The organism is Rathayibacter sp. VKM Ac-2804, assembly GCF_009866655.1.
In the GTDB taxonomy this organism is placed as follows: domain Bacteria; phylum Actinomycetota; class Actinomycetes; order Actinomycetales; family Microbacteriaceae; genus Rathayibacter.
Genome location: NZ_CP047420.1, coordinates 3,480,092 through 3,502,655, shown reverse-complemented (window position 1 = coordinate 3,502,655; position 22,564 = coordinate 3,480,092). Strand labels below are relative to the sequence as shown.

Below are 22,564 nucleotides of genomic sequence, written 5' to 3'. Positions count from 1 at the left end.
GTGACCCAGCCCGACGACGGCCTCCTCCCGCGCTTCGCCGTCGGCGTCGACATCGGCGGCACCTCGATCAAGGCCTCCCTCGTCGACGTGACCACCGGCGAGCGCGCCGCCCGCCGCTTCGCCGTCGCGAACCCCGCCGGCAAGGAGCCCGAGGACTTCGCCGCGGCCATCGCCGGCATCGTCCGCGACGTCTCGCCGATCGCCGGCACCCCCGTCGGCGTCGGCTTCCCCGGCATCGTCCGCGGCGGCATCGTCCGGCAGACCACCCACGTCTCGCAGCGCTGGGTCGGGATCGACGCGCAGGCGCTGCTGTCCGAGGCGACCGGCGTGGACGTCGTCGTCGTCAACGACGCGGACGCGGCCGGTGTGGCCGAGCGCGAGTTCGGCGCGATGCGCGACCGCGAGGGCCTCTGCCTGCTCACGACGCTCGGCACCGGGATCGGCACCGCGCTGGTCTACGAGGGCGAGGTCATCCCCAACTCCGAGCTCGGCCACGTGCACATCGACGGCCCCGACTTCGAGCCGCGCGTCGGCTTCTCCGCGGTCCGCCGCGAGGGCATCACCCTCGAGGAGTGGGCGGGGCGCCTCAACGTCTACTACCGGCACCTCGAGATGCTGCTCTCGCCGCAGCTCTTCGTGATCGGCGGAGCGGCGGCCCACGTCTTCGACGAGTTCGCCCGCTTCCTCGACCTCGGCACCGAGATCGTCTCCGCCCGCTTCGGCAACGACGCCGGCTTCACCGGCGCCGCCATGGTCGCCGTCTCGCCCGATCGCCTCGCCCCCTGGTACCGCTCGACCCGCGGCGCCCACTTCGACCCGGGCGCGACAGCCATCGCCGACTAGCCGGCGGTCGCGGCGCGTCTGCATGCTGGTCGAGTAGCGCGCAGCGCGTATCGAGACCCGCCCTCCGGACGACGGTGGATCTCGATACGCCCTCGGCGAGGGCTACTCGATCAGCATGCAGTGCGGGCCGCGCGATGAGGAGGGCGGCCCGCCGCGCGGGCCGCTCCCTTCCCTGCTGGTCGAGTAGCCGCGCAGCGGCGTATCGAGACCCGCCCACCGAATGACGCCGGATCTCGATACGCCCTCGGCGAGGGCTACTCGATCAGCATGTCGGCGTCAGCGCGTCCGCAGGAGCCCGCGGTACACCGCGTCCAGGCGCGCCGCCGCCGCCGCCCAGCTGTGCGCCGCCGCCCACTGCACCCCGCCGCGGCCGAGCCGCGCGCGCTCGGCGTCGTCGCCCAGCAGCCGGCGGATCTCCGCCGCCCACGCCCCGGGGTCGCCGGAGTCGATCAGCACGCCGCTCCCGCCGTCGCGGACCGCGTCCACCAGCCCGGTCGTCCGCCGCGCGAGCACCGGCGTCGCGCTGGCCGCCGCCTCGAGCGCGATCAGCCCGAACGTCTCCGCCGCCGAGGGCACCAGTGCGATCCGCGCCCGCCGCAGCAGCGCCGCCGCCGTCTTCCGGTCGGCCACGCCCTCGAAGCTCACCCACTCGTCCACGCCCAGGTCGCGCGCCGTCGAGCGCACCTCCTCCAGGTATCCCTCGCGCCCGGGCGCCGGCCCGCCCGCCAGCCGCAGCAGCGGCCGCTCGTCCATCGGGATCCGCGCCAGCGCCTCCACCGCGAGCAGCTGCCCCTTCAGCGGCTGCACCCGCCCGAGCAGCACGATCTCCCGAGCCCGCTCCTCGGCACCCGGCGAGAACCGCGCATCCACCCCGGGCGGCACGACCACCACGCGCGCCGGATCCACCCCGTAGCCGCCCACGACGTCCGACCGCTCCGACGCCCCCGCGACCACCACCGCGTCCGCCGAGGCCAGCACCGAGCGCTCGGCGCGGATCCGCTCCTCCGGCTCCTGCACGTCGCCCGGCACCAACCGCACGTTCTTCGCCAGCGAGTTCGAGTGCATCGAGTGCACGTGCGGAGCGCCGGTCAGCGCCCCCGCCAGCCCCGACACCCAGTAGTGCGAGTGCACGACGTCCGCGCCCTCGGCCGCCGCGGCGAAGGCGGGCGCGGACGCCGCGAGCGCGTACTTGTCCGCCGCCTCGACCGGCACCCCGACCACCGCCACGCCCGGCGCGAGCCGCCGCACGCCCTCGCCGCGGGTCAGCACGGTGACCTCCCAGCCCAGCGCCGCGAGCTCGGGCAGCACCCCGGCGAGGTAGACGTTCATCCCGCCGGCGTCGCCGGTCGAGGGCTGCTCGAGGGGCGAGGTGTGCGCCGAGACGATCGACAGGCGGGGCATCCGTCCATCGTAGGAGCGGGCGCCGAGGGCACGGATCCCGCCCCGCGGCTCACGGCGCCTCCGGAATCGGGTTGAATGGACGGATGCGCTCCGGTCGGTGCGCGGAGAGTGTGAGGTCCATGGCCCGCCGGAGTCCCCCCGAGGAAGTGCTGCCGCCCTCGGCCGCGCCCGGGGCAGCGGGTCGCGAGCCGTTCAGCGAGCAGGACATCCGGGGTCTCGTCGGCTCGGCCGCCCTCGACAAGGGCGTCGCCTACGCCGACGAGGGCCGCGTCGCCGAGCTGCAGTGGTTCGGCGGCCGCACCCGGCTCTTCGGCCAGGTCCGCGGCTCCGGCCGCTCGCCCTACGCGGTGAGCGTGCAGCTGCGCGACGAGGGCGACCACTCGATCCTCCTCGGCGGCGCCTGCAGCTGCCCCGTCAAGCACGAGTGCAAGCACGTCGCCGCCGTGCTGATCGAGGCGCTGCGCCGCGAGCGCGAGGGCGCCCTGAGCGGCCCGTTCCCCGGCGAGGCCGCCGTCGACGCGGTCCCGGAGTGGCGCAGCGCCCTCGCTCCGCTGCTCGCCGGCGCCGAGCGCTCGCACTCCGGCATCCCGCTCGGCCTCCAGTTCGAGCTCCTCCCCGGCGAGCCCGTGCGCCGCCCGCCCGGCCGCTACAACAGCTACCGTCCGCCGCCCGAGCCGCGCCCGCGCCTCGGCGTCCGCCCGGTGCGGATGGGCGACCGCGACCGCTGGGTGCGCACCGGCACCAGCTGGCGCGACCTCGGCTACCTGCACTACAGCCACGACTACGACGAGCGCCAGATCGACGTCGTGCGGGAGATGCAGGGCCTGCTCTCGGGGCACAGCGCCTCGAGCTACTACTCGCCCGACACCTGGCTCTACCTCGACCAGTGCCGGAGCGAGGCGATCTGGGCGGCCCTGCACGGCGCCGTCCGCGCGGGCATCGGCCTGGTCATGGGCGACCGCGACCAGACCCCGCTGAAGATCCTGGACACCACCGCGACCGCCTCGATCGACGTCACCCGCACCCCCGCCGGCCTCGAGCTGCGCTCGCTCGTCGCGATCGGCGACCACCCGGCGCCCGAGCACTTCGGCTTCATCGGCGACCCCGCCGTCGGCCTCTACACCTGGGACGAGGGCGACGAGCTGCGCGGCAAGGCCGTCACGCTCGTGCCGTTCGCCGCCCCGCTGGTCTCCTCCGCGCGCACCTTCCTCTGGAGCAGCGAGCCGATCCGCATCCCGGAGCAGGAGGAGTCGGCCTTCCTCACCGAGCACTACCAGCGCCTGCACCGCCTCTTCGACATCGTGTCGCGCGACGGCTCCTTCGAGGCGCCGCCCGTCCCCGAGCCGCGCCTCGGCCTGACCCTCGAGCACACCGAGGGCGCGGGCCTGCGCGGCTCCTGGTGGTGGCGCTACGGCATCGAGGGCGGTCGCGGCACCGAGGCCGAGCGCCTGCCGCTCCGCCTGGACGACGAGTCCGGCTACCGCGACGCCGAGGCCGAGCAGCGGATCCTCGACTCCCTCGGCGGCGCCGGCATCGACCCGGAGTCGACGCCCGCCCTGGTCTCGCCCTCGAGCCGCCGCCTCCGCCCGACCTTCGACCTGCGCGGCATGCAGACCGTCGGCTTCCTCACCGGCGAGGTCGAGCGCCTGCGCGAGCTCGGCACCGTCGAGATCGAGGAGATCGGCCAGCGCGTCGAGTACCGCGAGGCCGAGACGGCCCCGGTCGTCGCCGTGCAGACGGTCGCCCAGCCGGACAGCCGCGACTGGTTCAACCTCGAGATCTCGGTCACGGTCAACGACGAGGCGGTCCCGCTCGCGGAGATCTTCCTCGCCCTGGCCCGCGGCGACGAGTACATGGTGCTGCCGAGCGGCGTCTACTTCGCCCTGGACGACGAGCGCTTCGGCCGCCTCCGCGAGCTGATCGCCGAGGCGCGCGAGCTCTCCGACGACCCGAGCGAGACGCTCCGGATCAGCCGCTTCCAGTCCTCGCTCTGGGACGAGCTGGTCGAGCTCGGCGTCGTCGAGGCGCAGGCCGCGGCCTGGCGCCGCTCGGTCGAGGGCCTCTCCGGCTTCACCGCCACCGGCGCCCTCGAGTCGCGCGCCCTGCCCGAGGGCTTCGCCGTCGAGCTGCGGCCGTACCAGCAGCTCGGCTACGACTGGCTGTCCTTCCTCTACGACAACCAGCTCGGCGGCGTGCTCGCCGACGACATGGGCCTCGGCAAGACCGTGCAGTCGCTCGCGCTCGTCACCCGGGTGATGCAGGAGCAGCGCGCGGCCGCCGAGAGCGCGGGCACCTCGCCGCGCCCGTTCCTCGTCGTCGCCCCGACGAGCGTCGTGCCCAACTGGGTCGGCGAGGCCAAGCGCTTCGCCCCCGGCCTGCGCGTGGTCGGGATCGACGAGACCTCGAAGAAGAAGCGCAAGGCGCTCTCGACGATGATCGGCGAGGCCGAGCTGGTCGTCACCTCCTACGCCCTGTTCCGCCTCGACTACGAGTCCTACGCCGGCATCCAGTGGTCGGGCTTCCTGCTCGACGAGGCGCAGTTCGTCAAGAACCGCCAGTCGGCCACCCACCAGCTCGCCCGGCGCCTCGACGTGCCGTTCAAGCTCGCCATCACGGGCACGCCGATGGAGAACAACGTCATGGAGCTGTGGTCGCTCCTGTCGATCGTCGCTCCGGGCCTCTTCCCCTCGCCGGCCGGCTTCGCCGAGTACTACCAGAAGCCGATCGAGCGCGACGCCGACACCGAGCGCCTCAGCCAGCTGCGGCGCCGCATCCGCCCGCTGATGCTCCGCCGCACCAAGGAGCTCGTCGCCACGGAGCTGCCGCCCAAGCAGGAGCAGACCATCGAGGTCGAGCTCGGCACCCGCCAGCGGAAGGTCTACGACACCTACCTCGCCCGCGAGCGGCAGCGGGTGCTCGGACTGATCGGCGACTTCGAGAAGAACCGCTTCGCGATCTTCCGCGCGCTCACCGTGCTCCGCCAGGTCGCGCTCGACGCGGCCCTCGTCGACGAGGCGCACGCCACCGTGCCGTCGACCAAGCTCGACCTGCTCGACGAGCTCCTCGCCGACGCGCTCGCCGAGGGGCACCGGGTGCTGGTCTTCAGCCAGTTCACCCGCTTCCTCGGCCGGGTGCGCGGCCGGCTCGACGCGGCGGGTGTCGAGTACGCCTACCTCGACGGCGCCACCAAGAAGCGCGACGAGGTGATCGACCGCTTCCGCTCCGGCGAGGCGGGCGTGTTCCTGATCTCGCTGAAGGCGGGCGGCTTCGGCCTCAACCTCACCGAGGCCGACTACTGCATCCTGCTCGACCCGTGGTGGAACCCGGCGACGGAGTCGCAGGCCGTGGACCGCGCGCACCGGATCGGCCAGACCCGCTCGGTGATGGTCTACCGGCTCGTCGCGAAGGACACGATCGAGGAGAAGGTGATGGCGCTCAAGGAGGCGAAGGCCGCCCTGTTCGCGGCCGTCATGTCCGACGACGGCGCGGCGGCCACCGGCGGCATCACCGCGGAGGACGTGCGGGAGCTGCTGGGCTGAGCGGCCCGGGCCGGCGCGGGTCCGGTCAGCAGGCCGGGTCCGCGAGCGCCTTCACGAACGCGCCGGTCTGGTAGACGTACTCGTAGGCCCAGTCGCCGAAGGTGTACGGCTCGCCGGAGGACACCATCGAGAGCTCGCCGTCGAAGCAGCGGCCGAGCAGCAGGCGCGCCCGGGCGATGTGCGGGGTCTGCGTGATGACGACGACGCTGCCCCAGTGGTCCGCGCGCGCGTCGTCGGCGAGGGCGCGCGCCTCGCCCTGCGTCGTCCCGGGGTCGGCGGTGAAGCAGATCACGTCCATGTCGGGCTCGTCGCAGGCCACGACGTCGTTCTCGCCGGGAGCCGCGGCGAGATCCGAGGCCCAGACCGAGATCACCAGGGTGTCGGCCACGCCCGCTTCGACGAGGTCGCGGCCGAGCTCGGTGCGCGCGCGGGTGGGCGGCCCGAGGACGAGGACCGCGTCGGCGTGCTCGGGGACCGGATCGGTCGCGGGCAGCACGTAGACCGGGATCCCGGCGCCGACCGCCAGCACGAGCGCGGCGAGGGCGCCGACGCCGAGGCGCCGTGCCAGCCGTCGTCCTCCGTGCATGCGTCTCCTCGCGAACCCCGGCGGTCACCGTACCCCAGGCAGGTGACGCCGGTGTTTCGGCGGGAGGGGAAATCCGACATCACGCGGGACTGCGTCCCGCCGCGTCAGCGACCTCTCGGCGTCACCTGACAGTGCACGAATCGAACTCTGACATCCTGTGTCTTCGGAGCACAGGACGGTGACTCGTGGCGCTCCCGCGACGCCGTGACAGTCGCTCCTCCTCGACAGAAGGACAGGCGATGGCTGAACCGACACTGGTGGACGTCGCGCGCATCGCGGGGGTGTCGCGCGCGACCGCCGCTCGAGTGCTCGCGGGCAGGACCAACGTCGACGCCGGCATGACCGCCGCCGTGGAGCGTGCCGCGAAGCAGCTCGGCTACGAGGCGAACGGCGCCGCGCGCATGCTTCGCGGGGGACGCGCGGGCTCGATCGCGCTGATCGTCGCTTTCGAGGATCTCGACCGCCTGCCCGGGACGATCCTCACGGCGGTCCTGAAGGGCGCCGCGGCGAGCCTGCACGCGCAGGGAGTCCAGCCGGTCCTGCTGCCCGCGGACTACGACGACAGGGGCCGCGTCGCCCGGCTCCTCCGCACGCGCGCGGTCGACGGGGCCATCGTGATCCTGCAGAACGAGATGACGCAGGTGACGCAGGAGCTGGCGGACTCTCCCGCGCCGATCGCCTGGGTGGGCCGACCGCGTGTCGCCCTCGCGGACGACGCGCTCGTGATCGACGCGGACAACTACGGGGGCGGACGGCTCGCCGCGCGAGTGCTGGCCGAGTCCGGCCGTCGCCGGCTCGGCATCATCTCCGGCCCCCACGACATGAAGCCCGCTCGTGAGCGGCTGCGCGGCTGGCGCGACGAACTGGAGCACCTGGGCATCGACTACACGCCCCTCGCGCACGGTGCGTTCACGGTCGAGAGCGGTGTGACCGCGATGGTGCGCCTCCTGCAGCGCTATCCCGACCTCGACGGCGTCTTCGCCTCCTCCGACCTGATGGCGCACGGCGCGATCCACGTCCTCCGGGCAGCCGGACGACGCGTGCCGACGGACGTCTCGGTCGTGGGCTTCGACGACGTCGTCATCGCGACCACCACGGACCCCCCGATCACGACCATCCGCCAGCCCCTCGCGGAGATGGGCCGCATCGCTGCCGAGACCGTCGTCGCCGTCCTGCAGGGACGCGAGGTCGACCGGCAGCCGATCCTGCCCGTCAGCCTCGTCCAGCGGGAATCGGCGTAGCGCGGAGACCGTCCTCGACGACCCCGGCTCCCGGGATCGCCGCCGCCTCAGTCCGCGATCAGCAGCCGCAGCTCCCGCACCCCCGCGACCACGTCGGCACCGATCCGACCCGCCTGCACCGCCGCGCGCAGCGGCAGCGTCCGGTGCGGCCGCAGCAGCCGTCGCGCCGCCGTGCAGGGCAGCGCATAGAGGGCGACGACACCCGCGTCGATCCCGTCGAGCCCGCCGTCGTCGCGGCCGAAGACCAGCTCGCGTCCCTCGCGGGCCAGCTCCTCGGGCAGCGCCGCCTCGCCCACCGGCAGCCGCACCGCGGCGAGCACGGCGGCCGCGACGACCCGGCGCCGCAGCGGCCGACCGATCGTGTCCCCGGCGAGCTCGCCGAAGAAGTCGGCGTGGCGCTCCAGGATCGCCGCGATCGTCTCGGCGAGCCGCTCCATCTCGGGGTGCAGCGACAGCCGCGCCAGCCGGCGGTAGGCGTGCAGCGCGATCTGCGCGTCGACCGCCAGCGCGAGGGCGATCGGCCCCGCGAGCAGCCGCGCGGACCGGTCTCGCAGCAGCCGGGGCCGGGGGCGGGGCTCGGCCGGGGTCGTGTCGACGCCGCGGATCCGCGGCGAGGCGGCCAGCACCTCGCCGAGCGCGTCGGCGATGCGGTGCCGCTCGGCGGCCCAGGTCGTCGCGAACGTCCGCACCCGGGGGTCGGGGTGCGCCCGAGCGAGCGGCAGCACCCGCACGACGGCAGCGTGCTCGAGAGCGCGGAGGTAGGCGGACGCGACGATCGCCTCGCGATCCAGCGGCGCCTCCTCGAACTCGCGGATCGAGAAGTGGTCGTGGAGGCTGCCGTGCGCGCTGCGACGGTAGCTCTCCACGTCGAACGGTTCCGCGATGCCCATGCTCCACCCGCCTTCGCTTCGACCGTACCGCCATCCCGGTCCCGGAAGCTGAACGGCGGGAGGTCCGCCGCTGCCAGACTGGAGCCCGCGCGTCGATCGGCCGCGGGGACGGGGCGGAGATGGGGTCACGCGGCTCCGCCATCGGCGCGATCGTCCTCGCCGCGGTCTGCTTCGGCACCACCGGGACCGCGCAGTCGCTCGGTGCGGAGGGCGTCGATCCGCTGCTGCTCGGCGCCGCCCGGATCGTGCTCGGCGGAGCGCTGCTGGCCGCCCTGCTCGGGGTCGAGACGGCACGCGCTCCCCGCCGCCCCCGGCGCCGCCTGCGCGTCTCGACGGTGCTGCTCGTCCTCCTCGGCGCGGCCGGCGTCGCCGCCTACCAGCCCGCCTTCTTCACCGGCACCGCCCAGAACGGCGTCGCGGTCGGCACGATCGTCGCGCTCGGCTCCGCCCCCGCCTTCACCGGGCTGCTCGAGTGGCTCGTGCTGCGCACCGCCCCGAGTCCGCGCTGGTTCGTCTCGACGGCGCTCGCCGCGGTCGGCGTCGTGCTGCTCGCGGGGCTGCTCACCGGCGGCGGAGCGAGCGGAGTGTCGGCACTCGGTCTCGCCGGCTCGGCCGGGGCGGGCGCCTCCTACGCGCTCTACGCCGTCTGCGGCAAGCTGCTGCTCGAGCGCGGCTTCAGCCCGGTGGCCGCGATGGGCGCGCAGTTCGGCACGGCCGCGCTGCTCGCCCTCCCGGTGCTGCTGGTGGGCGGTCCCGCGAGTCTCGCGGGGTCCGTCCCGGCCGTGCTCTGGCTCGGAGTCGTGACGGTCGCGGTCGCCTACACCTTCTTCGCGCGGGGCCTGCGCCTCCTGCCGGCCGCCACGGTCTCGACGCTGACCCTCGTCGAGCCGGCGACGGCGACGCTCCTCGGCGTGGCCCTGCTCGGCGAGCGTCTGACGGCCGAGGCGGTCGTCGGCGTCGCGGTGCTCATGCTCGCCGTGCTGCTCCTGGCGCTGCCCGCGCGCCGGGGGAGGGGCGTCGCGCGCCGGGCATCGGCCTCGAGTCCCGCGCCTGAGGCGCCGTCGAGCCTCGCGGAGTAGCCTCTGCCCTGCCGCGGCGCCCGAGCGCCTCACCGATCGACGACGAGGGGCGGATCCGATGACCAACCCCTGGCTCGCCCTGCCCGGCAGCGGTCGCCGCCGCCCGCTGGTCGAGGCGTCCTGGGAGCGGGCGCGCCGCCACCGCCTCGACCCCGAGCGGCTCACCGCCCCGCTGTCGTTCTCGAGCGACGAGCTGCGCGAGTACCGGATGGGCCACCCGCTCGCCTCGGTGCTGCCCGTCATCCGGCGCCTCCTCGTCCGCGACGCCGATGAGGACAGCGGCGTTCTCGTCGCCGTCGGCGACGCGCTGGGGCGGCTGCTCTGGATCGACGGCGATCAGGCGCTGAAGAGCTCCGCCGAGCGGATGCTCTTCGTCGAGGGCGCGGCCTGGGCCGAGCCCGACGTCGGCACCTCCGCCCCCGGGACCGCCCTCGTGCTCGACCACGGCGTGCAGATCCACGGCGCCGAGCACTTCGCCTCCCTCGTCCACCCGTGGAGCTGCACCGCGGTGCCGATCCACGACCCCGAGACGCACGAGATCCTCGGCGTCATCGACATCACCGGCGGCGCGGAGGTCGTCGCCCCGCAGACCCTGCCGCTGATGGAGGCGACCGCGGCGGCCGTCGAGAGCCAGCTGATGGTGCAGCGGCTGCAGCGCCCGCGCCGCGCGCACCCGCGGCCCGCGGCCGCCCGCGCGCCGAGCCTGCGCGTCCTCGGCCGCGAGACCGGGGTCGTCACCGCCGACGGCGTCGAGCTCGAGCTCTCCACCCGGCACGCCGAGATCCTCACCCTCCTCGCCTGGCACCGAGCGGGGCTGTCCGCCGAGGTGCTCGCCCAGCTGCTCTACGGGCGGGAGGACGCCGTGGTCACCGTGCGTGCCGAGATGGTGCGCCTGCGCCGGATCCTCGAGCCGCGCCTCCCGCGGCTGGTCCCGCTCTCGCGTCCGTACCGCCTCGCCAGCCCGGTCGACCTCGACGCGCGCCAGGTGGTCGGCCTGCTCGACCGCGGCGCGCACCGGCTGGCCCTCGACGCCTACGCGGGCGCCCCGCTGCCCGGCTCCGAGGCGCCGGGTGTCCGCGCCATCGCCGACGAGCTGCGCGCCCGCGTGCGCGCCACCGTGCTCACCAGCGCCGCCGCCGAGACGCTGCTCGCCTACGCGCACGGACCCGACGGCCACGACGACGTGGAGGTCTGGGCCGAGCTGCTGCGGATCCTGCCGCGGCGCTCGCCCCGCCGCGCCGGCATCGTCGCGCACCTCGAGGAGCTCGAGGCCGAGCAGCGCTGACCGGCACCCGGCCGACGTGTCCGTCGTCGCGGCCGTGCAACGGTGTGCAACCTCCCGCGACGTACGGTCGGACCGAGCGCGACACCCCGCACTCACCCGACAACGACGTCGATGGAGGTCCACATGACGCTGTACGCCGACCCGGTAGCCGACCAGGCACCGAAGGAACCGGAGTCCACGGTCTACGCCAACCCGGGCACGGAGGGATCCGTCGCCTCGTTCCGCTCGCGCTACGACCACTTCATCGGAGGCGAGTACGTCACCCCGGCGAAGGGCCAGTACTTCGAGAACATCACCCCCGTCACCGGCAAGCCCTTCTGCGAGATCGCCCGCGGCACCGCCGAGGACGTCGACCGCGCCGTCGAGGCAGGCTGGAAGGCGTTCCCGAGCTGGGGGAAGACCAGCCCCGCCGAGCGCGCGAACGTCCTCCTGCGCATCGCCGACCGGATGGAGGCGAACCTCGAGCTGCTCGCGGTCGCCGAGACCTGGGAGAACGGCAAGCCGGTCCGCGAGACCCTCGCCGCCGACATCCCGCTCGCGATCGACCACTTCCGCTACTTCGCCGGCGCCCTGCGCGCCCAGGAGGGCGGCGTCTCCGAGATCGACCACGACACCATCGCGTACCACTTCCACGAGCCGCTCGGCGTGGTCGGCCAGATCATCCCCTGGAACTTCCCGATCCTGATGGCGGTCTGGAAGCTCGCCCCCGCGCTCGCCGCCGGCAACTGCATCGTCCTGAAGCCCGCCGAGCAGACCCCCGCGTCGATCCACGTCCTGATGGACCTCATCCACGACCTGCTGCCCGCGGGCGTCCTCAACATCGTCAACGGCTTCGGGATCGAGGCCGGCGCCCCGCTCGCCTCGCACCCGCGGATCCGCAAGATCGCCTTCACCGGGGAGACGACGACCGGCCGCCTGATCATGCAGTACGCGAGCGAGAACCTCATCCCGGTCACGCTCGAGCTGGGCGGCAAGAGCCCCAACGTGTTCTTCGCCGACGTGGCCGCCGAGCGCGACTCCTTCTACGAGAAGGCGCTCGAGGGCTTCTCGTTCTTCGCCCTCAACCAGGGCGAGGTCTGCACCTGCCCCTCCCGCGCCCTCGTGCAGAAGTCCATCTACGACGACTTCGTCGGCGACGGACTCGAGCGCGTCGGCCGGATCAAGCAGGGCAACCCGCTCGACCTCTCGACGATGATCGGCGCGCAGGCCTCCAACGACCAGCTGGAGAAGATCCTCTCCTACATGGACATCGGCAAGCAGGAGGGCGCGAAGCTGCTCATCGGCGGCGACCGCGCCGACCTCGGCGGTGAGCTCAGCGGCGGCTACTACGTCAACCCGACGGTCTTCGAGGGGCGCAACTCCATGCGCATCTTCCAGGAGGAGATCTTCGGCCCCGTCCTCGCCCTCACCTCGTTCGAGGACTTCGACGACGGCATCGCCATCGCCAACGACACCCTCTACGGCCTCGGCGCCGGAGTCTGGAGCCGCAACGGCGCCCAGCTCTACCGCGCCGGCCGCGCCATCGAGGCCGGCCGCGTCTGGTCGAACACCTACCACCAGTACCCCGCCCACGCGGCCTTCGGCGGCTACAAGCAGTCCGGCATCGGCCGCGAGAACCACAAGATGATGCTCGACCACTACCAGCAGACGAAGAACCTCCTGGTCTCCTACGCGGAAGGACCGATGGGCTTCTTCTGAGCCGCTGTGCGGCGATTCCTCGCTCCGCTCGTCGTCACCGCCGCGGTCGGCTGACCGAGGTGGTCGCGCCGAGTGGAGCGGGGAGCGTCGCGCTCCGCGAATCCGCTGGCACGCGGATTCGCGCTCCGCGCTCTCCCCTGCTGCCGCCCCGCCCGGACGCGGTGGTGGCGCTCGCTCCGCTTCGCACGTGCCGCGGACATGCTGGTCGAGTAGCCCGCATCGCGTGCGTATCGAGACCCACGTCCTCCAGCGGATGCGGGAGCAAGGCGTCCTCGCTCCGCTTCGCACCCGGGATCCGGGTCGCGCTTCCCGCGGTTGCGGGCCCTTCCGTGCTGGTCGAGCAGCCCGCGCAGCGGGCGTATCGAGACCCCCCGCCGACACACCACCCCGAGAGGACACCGCCCATGGACAGCACGCGAGTCGACGTGACCGAGGCGGCAGCCGGCATGCTGCGGAGGATGAGCGAGCTGCACGGGCCGCTGATGTTCCACCAGTCCGGCGGGTGCTGCGACGGCAGCTCGCCGATGTGCTTCCCGGTCGGGATGTTCCGCACGGGAGCGTCCGACGTGCTCGTCGAGACGCTGCACGTCGACGGGCTCGCCCCGATCGAGTTCTACATGTCGCGGACGCAGTTCGAGTACTGGAAGCACACCCACCTCACCGTCGACCTGGTCGACGGGCGGGGGAGCGGCTTCAGCGTCGAAGCCCCCGAGGGCAAGCGCTTCATGATCCGCAGCCGCCTCCTCACCGACGCCGAGCTGGTCGAGTTCGGCCTCCTGCCGGCCGCCGCCGTCCAGCTCTGACCCCTCGGTCACAGGGAATCGCCCGCCGCGGGAATATACCCCCCGGGGGTATGTTGCACCACGGTGACCGACACCGAGGGAGCACCGATGACCGACGCCGCGCACGACCACAGCACGCACACGTCCTCCGCCACGACGTCCTGGCGGACCGCCGCGACGGCCACCCTGCACTGCCTCACCGGCTGCGCCATCGGCGAGGTCCTCGGCATGGTGCTCGGCACCGCACTCGGGCTGCACAACCTCGGCACCGTCGTCCTCTCCATCGTGCTCGCCTTCGCCTTCGGCTATGCCCTGACGATGCGCGGCGTGCTCCGCGCGGGGGTCTCCTGGCGCGCCGCCGTCGGCATCGCGCTCGCCGCGGACACCGTCTCGATCGCCGTGATGGAGGTCATCGACAACACGGCGATGCTGGCGATCCCCGGTGCGATGGACGCCGGTCTCGCGAGCGGCCTGTTCTGGGGCTCCCTGGTGGGCTCACTCGCCCTGGCCTTCGTGGTCACGACGCCGGTCAACCGCTGGCTGATCGGCCGCGGCAGGGGTCACGCGGTCGTGCACCGCTTCCACCACTGACGGCGGAGCGCGCTGAGGCTCAGACCGACGGCTGCGGCGGGCTCGTCGCGGTCGAGCCGGTGCTGATCCGCACGCCGATCTCCGTACCGCGGATCACCGAGGTCCCGGCCGACGGGTCCGTCCCGGCGACCTGGCCCTCGGGCACCGACGAGTCGACCTGGCTCATCCCGCCGACCACGAACCCCGCCGCCTTCAGCGCGCTGACGGCCGCGTCGACGCTCTTCCCGGTCACGTCCGGGATCGTCACCATCGGCGCCTTCACCAGCGACTGGTCGGGCTTCGCGAAGGCGGAGCCGCCGTACTCGCGGTCGAACGCGGTCATCACCGGATTCCAGATCCGGTGCCGCGCGAGGATCGCCGAGCCGCTGTCGAAGTCGATCGAATCGAGCGCCATCCGCTTGCCGGCGTCGTTCAGGGCGGAGATGCTGCCGACCCAGACCGCGAGGGCGACCTCGGAGGAGGCGCCGAGCGTCCAGCCGTCGGCCGCGCCGTCGGTGGTGCCGGTCTTGGTGATGTGCTCGATGCCGTCGCCGGGGCTCGCCGCCTGACCGGTGCCCTGCGAGGTGACCTCGAGCAGCGCGTACTGCGTGGCACGGGCGACGGCCGTCGTCGTCGACTGCGTGCAGGTCGAGGCGGGCGCCTCGATGTCCTGCCCCTCGGGCCCGACGATCGAGTCGATGGCCACCGCGCTGCAGGTCCGGCCGTCGTTCGCGACGCCCGCGTAGGCGACGGCCATGGTCAGCGGGGCGATCTCGTTCGTGCCGAGCACGGTCGCCGGGGATTCGAGCAACGGGGTCGCATCCGCGCGATGCACGCCGAACGCCTCCGCGGTCTTGCGGATGTCGCAGAGGTCGAGCAGGTGTGCCATGCCGACGAAGCCGGTGTTGATGGAGTCGATCGTGGACTCCAGTGCGTTCAGCGAGGCGGGGAAGATCTGCCCGCCGTTGTTGTTCGGATTGAACACCCCGTAGTCCTGCGGGCCCTCGCAGCTGTCCTGGAAGCCGGTCCAGTTCTTGTTCTTCGCGTCGAACTGCTCGAGCAGGGTGTGCCCGTCCTGCAGCCACTCCATCAGCGTGAAGACCTTGTAGGTGGAGCCCGGCTGGAAGCCGTTGCCGCCCCCGTAGGCCGCGTCGACCGAGAGGTTGATCGCCGAGTACTCGGCGCCGTCGGCCGAGGCGATCTGCTCCGGGTCCTGGCTGTACTTCTTGTTCTGCACCATGCTCAGGATCCGCCCGGTCCCGGTCTCCACACCGACGGCCGCGGCCCCGACGTCGAAGCGCGGGTCGGTCGCGGGCACCTGGTCGGCCATGACCTGCGCCGAGGTGTCCTGCATGGCGAGGTCGATCGTCGTGTAGACCTTGAGCCCGCCGCGCTTGAGCGCCGCGTAGCGCTCGTCGGCGGTGTCGCCGAGGGCCGGGTCGTTGCGCAGCACGTGCGAGACGTAGTCGCAGAAGTAGGCGGCGCTGCCCGCGGTCTGGCAGCCGGTCGACGGGGGAGTGATGACGGGCTCGATCGGCGCGGCCTTCGCGGCGTCGCGGGTCGCGGCGTCGATCTTCCCGTACTCGAGCATCCGGTCGAGGATGTAGTCGCGTCGGCTCGTGGTCAGCGCGTAGCCGTTCGCCTCGCCGTTGTCGGGGTCGTCGGGGCGGTCGAAGCGGAACTTCTCCGGGTTGTTGACGATCGCCAGCAGCGCGGCGGACTGCCCGACCGAGAGGTCGGCCGCGTCGACGCCGTAGTAGTACTCGGCCGCGGCCTCGATGCCGTAGACGGTGCCGCCGAAGAGGGCGATGTTGAGGTAGCCGAGGAGGATCTCGTCCTTCGAGTACTCCTTCTCCACCCCGATCGCGAGGCGCATCTCCTTGAGCTTGCGCTCGGGAGTGGTCGCGGTCGCCTCCGCGTAGGCCGCCGCGCGCTCGGTCTCGTCGCTGATCGACTCGGCCTTCTGCACGAGGACGTTCTTGACGTACTGCTGCGTGATCGACGAGCCGCCCTGCGGCGCCGCGTCGAGGAGGTAGGTGCTGGCGACGGCGCGCAGGGTGCCCTGCAGGTCGATGCCGCCGTGCTCGTAGTAGCGCGGGTCCTCGCTCGAGACGAGGGCGTCGAAGACCGGCGCCGCGATCTGGTCGGCGGCGACCTCGATGCGGTTCTGGTCGTAGAAGGAGGCGAGGAGCGTCGGGTCCTCGGGGTCGCCCGCGTAGACGTCCGTCTTCTGCATCAGCTCGCCGACCTCGAGGTAGCTCGGCAGCGACTGGAACGCCGAGATCGTTCCCGAGGTGGCCGCCCCGGTGAGCGCGACCGCCGGAGCCACGACGATCGTCGCGAGCAGCCCCGCCAGCACGCTGACGATCACGAATCCGAACAGCGCGCCGAGGGCCCCGTGGACGGTGCGACGGGGCTGGAAGACGGGAACGTTCGGACGCTTCAGGATGGATCCTCTCGGTGCACCAGCACCCTAGGCGACGCTCCCGACATCCCCGCCCAGGCGCGCCCGCGGCTCCGTTGCCCGGCGCGGAACACGTCCGCCCGCTGCCGGGAGTCGGCCGCGGCACTGCCTCCGCGCGACGACCACGTGACCCCGCAGCCGTGCCTGCACATGAAGTGACCCGACGTGGTCAGGGTGAGGGCCGGATCGCCGACGTCCTGCACGGCCGGTGTCGTGAGAGGGGGTGGCGCACGCCGTCAGGTGCGGCGGCTCGGCGACGTCACTCGGATGCGGTGGTCAGCAGCGTGCCGTTGATGTCGGCGCTGTCGCCCGGGTTCTTCGACGCCTCGCCGGTGCTCACCTGCAGCGGGATGACGGCACCCCGCAAGACGGTCTCGTCCGCGCTGGGCGTCGTCGAGACGACGGACCCCTCGGGGATCGACGTCGAGCCGACAGGCTCGCTCCTGCCGACGGAGAAGCCGGCGGCGGTGAGCGTCGCGGTGGCCGCGGCGACCGTCAGCCCGGTCACGTCCGGCACCTCGGTCAGCGTGGCGGTGCGCGGGGACGACGCGAGCATCGAGGCGGGCGGGTCGATGAAGTCGTCGCCGCCGTACTTCTGGTCGAGCGCCGTCATGATCGGCTTCCAGATCGCGTGACGCGCGTCAGCGGCACGGATCGTCCCCTCCTCGCCGGTGAGGCGCGTGGTGCGGAGGTTCTGCTTCGATCCGTCGTCGAAGCCCTTGATGCTGCCGACCCAGACGGCGAGCGACGCGGAGCGGCTGGCACCGGCGGTCCAGACGTCCGCCGCCTCATCGGTGGTACCCGTCTTGCCGATGTGCTCGATGCCGTCGCGCGGATCCGAGGCGGTGGCGGTACCGGAGGTGATGACCCGCTGCATGGCGTACTGCATTCCTCGAGCCACCTCGGGGGTCACGGACTGCGTGCAGGATGAGGCGGGCGGCGCGACGGCCGCACCGGAGCTGTCCGTGATCCGGTCGATGACGATCGCGGCGCAGGTCGTCCCGTCGTTCGCGATGCCGGCGTAGGCGTTGGCGACGGTGAGCGGTGCGATCTCGTTGGTCCCGAGAACGGCTGCCGGTCCGCTCTGCAGCTCCTTGGCGTCGGCCCGGTGGATGCCGAAGGACTCCGCCGTCGTGCGGATGTCGCAGAGGTCGAGCTGGTTGGCCATGCCCATGAAGCCGGTGTTGATCGAGTTCGCCGTCGCCTGGACCGCGGTCATCGACGAGGCGTCCTCGGACGCGACGTCGTTCCGCGGTGCGAACCGCGCACCCGCGTAGTAGCCGTCGTTCGCGGTGTCGCACTTCTGCGGGTATGAACGGAACCCCGAGGTCGGCGAGGGGAACGACTCGTTCAGGGTGTGGCCCGCCTGCAGCCACTGCGCGAGCGTGAAGACCTTGTAGGTCGAGCCGGTCTGCACGCCGGCGGTGCCACCCATGTCGACGTCGACGTTGAGGTTGATCGCGCTGAAGCCGGGGTTCGCGGCGAGGAACTCCTCGTCCTGGCTGTACTTCGTGTTCTGCACCATCGACAGCACGCGGCCGGTGCCGGCCTCGACCGACGCGGCGGTCGCGCCGACCTGGAAGCGGGGGTCGTACGACGGGATGTAGGCGTTGATCGCCGCCTGCGAGACCTGCTGGATGTCGAGATCCAGGGTCGTGACGATGTCGAAGCCGCCCTGGCGGATCCGCTGGTAGCGCTCGTCGTCGTCGGCGCCGAACGCCTCGTCGTTGCGCAGCACGTTCAGCACGTACTCGCAGAAGTACGCCGCGTTGCCCGCGGTGGCGCAGCCGGTGGAGGGCTCCGTGATGTTCGGCGTGATCGGCTCGGCGATCGCCGCGTCGTAGACCTCCTGGCTGATCTTCGAGTACTTCAGCTCCTCGCCGAGGATGTAGTCGCGGCGCTCCTTGGTCGCGGCGTAGCCGTTCGCGGCGCCGTTCGCCTCGTCGGTCGGGTCGTCGAAGCGGAACTTCGACGGGTTGTTGACGATCGCCAGCAGCGACGCGGCCTGCGAGGCCGAGAGCTGGCTGGCGGGGATCCCGTAGTAGTAGTTGGCCGCGGCCTCGATGCCGTAGACCGTGCCGCCGAAGAGCGCGATGTTGAGGTAGCCGAGCAGGATGTCGTCCTTCGACGTCTCCTTCTCGAGGCCGATCGCGAGGCGCATCTCCTTGAGCTTGCGCTCGGGGGTCGGGTCGGTGGCGAGCTTGTAGGCGGCGTCGCGCTCGGCCTCGTCGGTGATCGACTCGGCCTTCTGCACGAGCACGTTCTTGACGTACTGCTGCGTGATCGACGAGCCGCCCTGCAGGTCGTCCCCGGTCAGCGTGACCGCGAGCGCGCGGAGCGTGCCCTGCAGGTCGATGCCGCCGTGCTCGTAGAAGCGCGGGTCCTCGCCGGCGACCGCGGCGTCCTTGGCGGTCTGCGCGACCTCGTCCCAGCCGACCTCGACGCGGTTCTGGTTGTAGACGGAGGCGAGGAGGGTGGTGCCGTCGCCCGCGTAGATGTTCGTGCGCTGCATCAGCTGGCCGGCGTCGAGGTAGCCGGGCAGGTTCTGGAACATGCCGATCGTGTTGCTCGTCGCGAGGCCCGTCAGCGCGAGCGCCGGAGTGACGCCGACGGTGATCAGGACGCCCGCCACGGCGCTCATCCCGATGAAGCCCAGCACTGCCCGCAACGACATCCCCAGCGGTCGAGCGGAGCTGCGGGATGCGGTGGGGAGAGCCATGGAGCGGGAGGTCCTTCCGGCGCGGTGGTGCCGCGCGAATGCAGGGTGGCGGGAGCGTCGCGCCGGTCGTGCGAATCCCCCCGGTCATGGTACGCGACGCGCCCGGGAGGAGGGGGTCCTCCTGCAGGACGAGATGCACCTGTGACGAGAGGTGTCGGTCCTGGAGAGCGGCAGGGGCCCGAGCGGGAATCCGGCGGCCCGGGCCGTCGTGAGGCTGCCGTCGCGACGCCGCATCCGTATCGTGGAGGGTGCGTCCCCGAGAGGGGAGCGGCGGCAGCACCGCACCACCTGTCGTCCCGGGGCCCCGGGGCGGTCGGCCCCGGCAGAAAGCACACAACCATGGCACGCATCCACGACGACGTAACGCAGCTCGTCGGCAGGACCCCGCTCGTCCGCATCAATCGGCTGGAGGGCGCGGACAGCGCCGTCGTCCTCGCCAAGCTCGAGTTCTACAGCCCGGCGAACAGCGTGAAGGACCGGATCGGCATCGCGATCGTCGACGCCGCCGAGGCGTCCGGCGAGCTCCCGCCCGGCGGCACGATCGTCGAGGGCACGAGCGGCAACACCGGCATCGCGCTCGCCATGGTCGGCGCGGCGCGCGGCTACAAGGTGATCCTGACGATGCCGGAGACCATGTCCACCGAGCGCCGGGTCCTGCTGCGCGCCTACGGGGCCGAGATCGTGCTGACCCCCGGCTCCGAGGGCATGCGCGGCGCGGTCGAGCGGGCGCAGGTGATCGTCGCCGAGACCCCCGGCGCCGTGCTCGCCCGCCAGTTCGAGAACGCCGCCAACCCCGAGGTGCACCGCCGCACCACCGCCGAGGAGATCTGGGCGGACACCGACGGCGAGGTCGACGTCTTCGTCGCCGGCATCGGCACCGGCGGCACCATCACCGGCGTCGGCCAGGTCCTCAAGGAGCGCAAGCCCGGCGTGCAGATCATCGGCGTCGAGCCGATCGACTCGCCGCTGCTCACGCAGGGGACGGCCGGCCCGCACAAGATCCAGGGGATCGGGGCGAACTTCGTGCCGGCCAACCTCGACCGCGACGTCTACACCGAGATCATCGACGTCACCCTCGAGGACTCGGTGCGCGTCGCGCGCGCGATGGCCGCACAGGAGGGCATCCTCGGCGGCATCTCCTCCGGCTCGATCATGTGGGCGGCCCTCGAGGTCGCCAAGCGGCCCGAGAACGCGGGCAAGACCATCGTCGCGATCGTCTGCGACTTCGGCGAGCGGTACATCTCGACCGTCCTCTACGAGGACCTCCGCAGCTGAGCCCCGCCGGATCCCCCCGTCCCCGCCCGTCCGGAGGTTCCGGCGCGCCCGGACGTCCCACCGTCCTCGCACGCCTCCGCGAGGACGTGGCGGCAGCGCGCCTGCGCGACCCGGCGGCGCGGAGTGCGGCCGAGGTGGTGCTCGCCTACCCCGGGCTGCACGCGGTCTGGGTGCACCGCGTCGCGCACCGCTGGTGGCGGCGCGGCGCCCGGCTGCCGGCCCGGCTGCTCGCGCAGGCGGCCCGCGCGGCGACCGGAGTGGAGATCCACCCCGGCGCGACGATCGGCCGCCGGCTCTTCATCGACCACGGCATGGGCGTCGTGATCGGCGAGACGGCGCGGATCGGCGACGACTGCATGCTGTACCACTCCGTCACGCTCGGCGGGAAGTCGGCCAAGCGCGAGCGGCGCCACCCGACGCTCGGCGACCGGGTCGTCGTCGGCGCGGGGGCCGTGATCCTCGGCCCGATCGTGCTCGGCTCGGACGTGAGCGTCGGCGCGAACGCGGTCGTGGTGAAGGACGCTCCGGACGGCGCCGTGCTGGTCGGGATCCCGGCCCGCGATCTGCGCGTGCTGGGCCGCGCCGAGGACGCCCTCGCGGATCCGGCCTTCTGGATCGACCCCGCGATGTACATCTAGGGCCGAGTCGTCGAGGGCCGGCCCGCGTCGTCAGTCGTCGGAGTCGCGGCGCGAGATGTCGCGCTTCGCGCTTTTGATCACCGCGAACGCGTCCAGGGCGTGCACCCGCGTCTCCTTGAGGTCGAGGATCGGCGCGGGGTAGCCGTCCGCCTCCGGCGTCAGGGTCTCGCCGAGCGTCCACGGCTCGTGGATCACGGCGCGGTCGAGCTCGGCGAGCTCCGGCACGTACTCGCGCAGGTAGCCGCCGTCGGGGTCGAACTTCTTCGACTGCGTCACCGGGTTGAAGACGCGGAAGAACGGCGACGCGTCGGCGCCGGACCCCGCGACCCACTGCCAGTTCGCGGCGTTGCTCGCCGGATCGGCGTCCACGAGGGTGTCCCAGAACCAGTCCTCGCCCACCCGCCAGTCGACCAGCAGGTTCTTGATCAGGAACGAGGCGGTGACCATGCGGACGCGGTTGTGCATGTAGCCGGTCTTCCACAGCTCGCGCATCCCCGCGTCGACCAGCGGGTAGCCGGTGCGGCCCTGGTGCCAGGCGTCGATCTTGTCCTCGCCCGGGTGGCCCCAGGGGAAGGAGTCGAAGCGCGAGTCGAAGTTCGTGGTCGCGAGGTCGGGCCAGTGGAAGAGCAGGTGGTAGCAGAACTCGCGCCACAGCACCTCGGAGAGGAAGCGGTCGCTGCCCTCGCCGCGGTGCTGCCCCTTCGCGTGGGCCTCCTCGAGCGCGTGCCAGACCTGGAACGGGCTGATCTCGCCCCAGCGCAGGTGCGGCGACAGGTTCGAGGTCGCGTCCCGCGCGGGGAGGTCGCGGTCGTCGGCGTAGTCGTCGAGCTGCTCGGCGAGGAACGCGCGCAGCCGCTTCGCCGCCGCCTTCTCGCCCGGGACCCAGCGCTCGCGGAGCCCCCCGGCCCAGTCGGGGCTGGTGGGCAGCAGCTGCCAGTCGTCGAGGTCGTCCGAGGCCGCGTCCGTGTCGGTCCCGTCGATCTCGCGCGGCCGCGGCAGCGGAGCGCGCGGGGTGCCGCGGTTGCGGCAGGCGCGCGCGAACGGCGTGTAGACGGAGTAGGGCCCGCCGCCGCCGGTCTGCACGGTCCACGGCTCGAAGAGCAGCGAGCCCTGGTGGCTCTCGGCCTCGACGTCGCGGTCGCGCAGCGCCTCCTTGATCGCGGCGTCGACCGTGCGCTCAGCCTTGCCATAGCGGCGGTTCCAGTGCACCGCGCCGGCGCCGAGCTCCTCCGCGAGCTGGAGCACGACGGCCTCGGCCGGTCCGCGGCGCAGGATCAGGGACGCCCCCGCCTCCTCGAGGTCGCCCGCGAGGGCGAGCAGGCTGCCGTGCAGCCACCAGCGCGCCGCGCCGCCGAGCGGGCGGATGCCGTCGGACTCCTCGTCGAGGACGTAGCAGACGGCGACGGGCCCGCCGCGATCGATCGCCGCTCGGAGGGCCGGGTTGTCGGCGAGACGCAGGTCGTCGCGGAGCCAGACGAGGGTGGGGGAGGAGCTGCTCATGGTGCCTCCATGATCCGCGAGTGCGGCGCCCGCGCGAAGTGCTGGCCGCGCGGC

General features: G+C 72.8%; 16 protein-coding genes. 10 read left to right on the top strand and 6 right to left on the bottom strand.

Annotation, left to right across the window (positions count from 1 at the left end):
- Positions 1–843, top strand: coding sequence for an ROK family protein (locus GTU73_RS16330; protein ID WP_244231674.1), 843 nt, complete (start codon positions 1–3; stop codon positions 841–843).
- Positions 844–1,119: 276 nt separating this feature from the next.
- On the opposite strand, the gene GTU73_RS16325 is transcribed toward GTU73_RS16330, so the two are convergent.
- Positions 1,120–2,244, bottom strand: a complete 1,125-nt coding sequence (locus tag GTU73_RS16325) for a glycosyltransferase (protein WP_160090712.1) — start codon at positions 2,242–2,244, stop codon at positions 1,120–1,122.
- A gap of 119 nt (positions 2,245–2,363) precedes the next feature.
- Between GTU73_RS16325 and GTU73_RS16320 the strand changes: the two genes are divergently transcribed.
- On the top strand, positions 2,364–5,783 hold the full coding sequence (locus GTU73_RS16320; RefSeq protein WP_160090711.1) for a DEAD/DEAH box helicase: 3,420 nt from the start codon (positions 2,364–2,366) through the stop codon (positions 5,781–5,783).
- Positions 5,784–5,808: 25 nt separating this feature from the next.
- Here GTU73_RS16320 and GTU73_RS16315 read toward each other — a convergent pair whose 3' ends face one another.
- On the bottom strand, positions 5,809–6,369 hold the full coding sequence (locus GTU73_RS16315; protein WP_160090710.1) for a hypothetical protein: 561 nt from the start codon (positions 6,367–6,369) through the stop codon (positions 5,809–5,811).
- Between the two features lie 239 nt (positions 6,370–6,608).
- Between GTU73_RS16315 and GTU73_RS16310 the strand changes: the two genes are divergently transcribed.
- Complete coding sequence (locus GTU73_RS16310; protein ID WP_160090709.1) at positions 6,609–7,610, top strand: LacI family DNA-binding transcriptional regulator; 1,002 nt, start codon at positions 6,609–6,611, stop codon at positions 7,608–7,610.
- Between the two features lie 47 nt (positions 7,611–7,657).
- Here GTU73_RS16310 and GTU73_RS16305 read toward each other — a convergent pair whose 3' ends face one another.
- Positions 7,658–8,500 carry a ferritin-like domain-containing protein gene (locus tag GTU73_RS16305; protein ID WP_160090708.1) on the bottom strand — a complete coding sequence of 281 codons (843 nt, stop codon included), beginning with the start codon at positions 8,498–8,500 and terminating at the stop codon, positions 7,658–7,660.
- 119 nt (positions 8,501–8,619) lie between these two features.
- Here GTU73_RS16305 and GTU73_RS16300 point away from each other — a divergent pair, with 119 nt between their 5' ends.
- The 5 genes from GTU73_RS16300 to GTU73_RS16280 all read left to right on the top strand — a co-directional run bounded on the left by GTU73_RS16300 (position 8,620) and on the right by GTU73_RS16280 (position 13,935).
- Positions 8,620–9,579: an EamA family transporter gene (locus GTU73_RS16300; protein WP_160090707.1), complete on the top strand. Its 960-nt coding sequence runs from the start codon at positions 8,620–8,622 to the stop codon at positions 9,577–9,579.
- 58 nt (positions 9,580–9,637) lie between these two features.
- Positions 9,638–10,864: a helix-turn-helix domain-containing protein gene (locus GTU73_RS16295; protein ID WP_160090706.1), complete on the top strand. Its 1,227-nt coding sequence runs from the start codon at positions 9,638–9,640 to the stop codon at positions 10,862–10,864.
- A gap of 123 nt (positions 10,865–10,987) precedes the next feature.
- The gene (locus GTU73_RS16290) at positions 10,988–12,562 is read left to right on the top strand and encodes an aldehyde dehydrogenase family protein (RefSeq protein ID WP_160090705.1); all 1,575 of its coding nucleotides are present in this window, start codon (positions 10,988–10,990) and stop codon (positions 12,560–12,562) included.
- Between the two features lie 404 nt (positions 12,563–12,966).
- Positions 12,967–13,365 carry a DUF779 domain-containing protein gene (locus tag GTU73_RS16285; RefSeq protein ID WP_123736755.1) on the top strand — a complete coding sequence of 133 codons (399 nt, stop codon included), beginning with the start codon at positions 12,967–12,969 and terminating at the stop codon, positions 13,363–13,365.
- Positions 13,366–13,428: 63 nt separating this feature from the next.
- Positions 13,429–13,935 carry a DUF4396 domain-containing protein gene (locus GTU73_RS16280; protein WP_244231673.1) on the top strand — a complete coding sequence of 169 codons (507 nt, stop codon included), beginning with the start codon at positions 13,429–13,431 and terminating at the stop codon, positions 13,933–13,935.
- A gap of 19 nt (positions 13,936–13,954) precedes the next feature.
- Here the strand turns inward: GTU73_RS16280 and GTU73_RS16275 are convergent, their stop codons facing one another.
- Together GTU73_RS16275 and GTU73_RS16270 are read right to left on the bottom strand one after the other, a co-directional pair.
- Positions 13,955–16,285 carry a penicillin-binding protein gene (locus GTU73_RS16275; RefSeq protein WP_160090704.1) on the bottom strand — a complete coding sequence of 777 codons (2,331 nt, stop codon included), beginning with the start codon at positions 16,283–16,285 and terminating at the stop codon, positions 13,955–13,957.
- A 352-nt stretch (positions 16,286–16,637) separates the two neighbouring features.
- A complete protein-coding gene (locus GTU73_RS16270) occupies positions 16,638–19,097 on the bottom strand; it encodes a transglycosylase domain-containing protein (RefSeq protein WP_160090703.1) in 2,460 nt (819 codons plus the stop codon).
- A 339-nt stretch (positions 19,098–19,436) separates the two neighbouring features.
- Here GTU73_RS16270 and cysK point away from each other — a divergent pair, with 339 nt between their 5' ends.
- Complete coding sequence (cysK, locus tag GTU73_RS16265) at positions 19,437–20,372, top strand: cysteine synthase A (protein ID WP_160090702.1); 936 nt, start codon at positions 19,437–19,439, stop codon at positions 20,370–20,372.
- Positions 20,373–20,458: 86 nt separating this feature from the next.
- Entirely contained in the window at positions 20,459–21,010 is a 552-nt protein-coding gene (gene epsC, locus GTU73_RS16260) for a serine O-acetyltransferase EpsC (RefSeq protein ID WP_244231672.1), read from the top strand.
- A 30-nt stretch (positions 21,011–21,040) separates the two neighbouring features.
- Here the strand turns inward: epsC and GTU73_RS16255 are convergent, their stop codons facing one another.
- Entirely contained in the window at positions 21,041–22,510 is a 1,470-nt protein-coding gene (locus GTU73_RS16255) for a deoxyribodipyrimidine photo-lyase (protein ID WP_160090701.1), read from the bottom strand.
- Positions 22,511–22,564 lie beyond the last annotated feature (54 nt).

Bases quoted from the DNA above. Each gene is read 5' to 3' on its own strand.
- GTU73_RS16325 (WP_160090712.1), bottom strand. From the start codon at position 2,244: ATGCCCCGCCTGTCGATCGTCTCGGCGCACACCTCGCCCCTCGAGCAG.
- GTU73_RS16320 (WP_160090711.1), top strand. From the start codon at position 2,364: ATGGCCCGCCGGAGTCCCCCCGAGGAAGTGCTGCCGCCCTCGGCCGCG.
- GTU73_RS16315 (WP_160090710.1), bottom strand. From the start codon at position 6,369: ATGCACGGAGGACGACGGCTGGCACGGCGCCTCGGCGTCGGCGCCCTC.
- GTU73_RS16310 (WP_160090709.1), top strand. From the start codon at position 6,609: ATGGCTGAACCGACACTGGTGGACGTCGCGCGCATCGCGGGGGTGTCG.
- GTU73_RS16305 (WP_160090708.1), bottom strand. From the start codon at position 8,500: ATGGGCATCGCGGAACCGTTCGACGTGGAGAGCTACCGTCGCAGCGCG.
- GTU73_RS16300 (WP_160090707.1), top strand. From the start codon at position 8,620: ATGGGGTCACGCGGCTCCGCCATCGGCGCGATCGTCCTCGCCGCGGTC.
- GTU73_RS16295 (WP_160090706.1), top strand. From the start codon at position 9,638: ATGACCAACCCCTGGCTCGCCCTGCCCGGCAGCGGTCGCCGCCGCCCG.
- GTU73_RS16290 (WP_160090705.1), top strand. From the start codon at position 10,988: ATGACGCTGTACGCCGACCCGGTAGCCGACCAGGCACCGAAGGAACCG.
- GTU73_RS16285 (WP_123736755.1), top strand. From the start codon at position 12,967: ATGGACAGCACGCGAGTCGACGTGACCGAGGCGGCAGCCGGCATGCTG.
- GTU73_RS16270 (WP_160090703.1), bottom strand. From the start codon at position 19,097: ATGGCTCTCCCCACCGCATCCCGCAGCTCCGCTCGACCGCTGGGGATG.
- cysK (WP_160090702.1), top strand. From the start codon at position 19,437: ATGGCACGCATCCACGACGACGTAACGCAGCTCGTCGGCAGGACCCCG.
- GTU73_RS16255 (WP_160090701.1), bottom strand. From the start codon at position 22,510: ATGAGCAGCTCCTCCCCCACCCTCGTCTGGCTCCGCGACGACCTGCGT.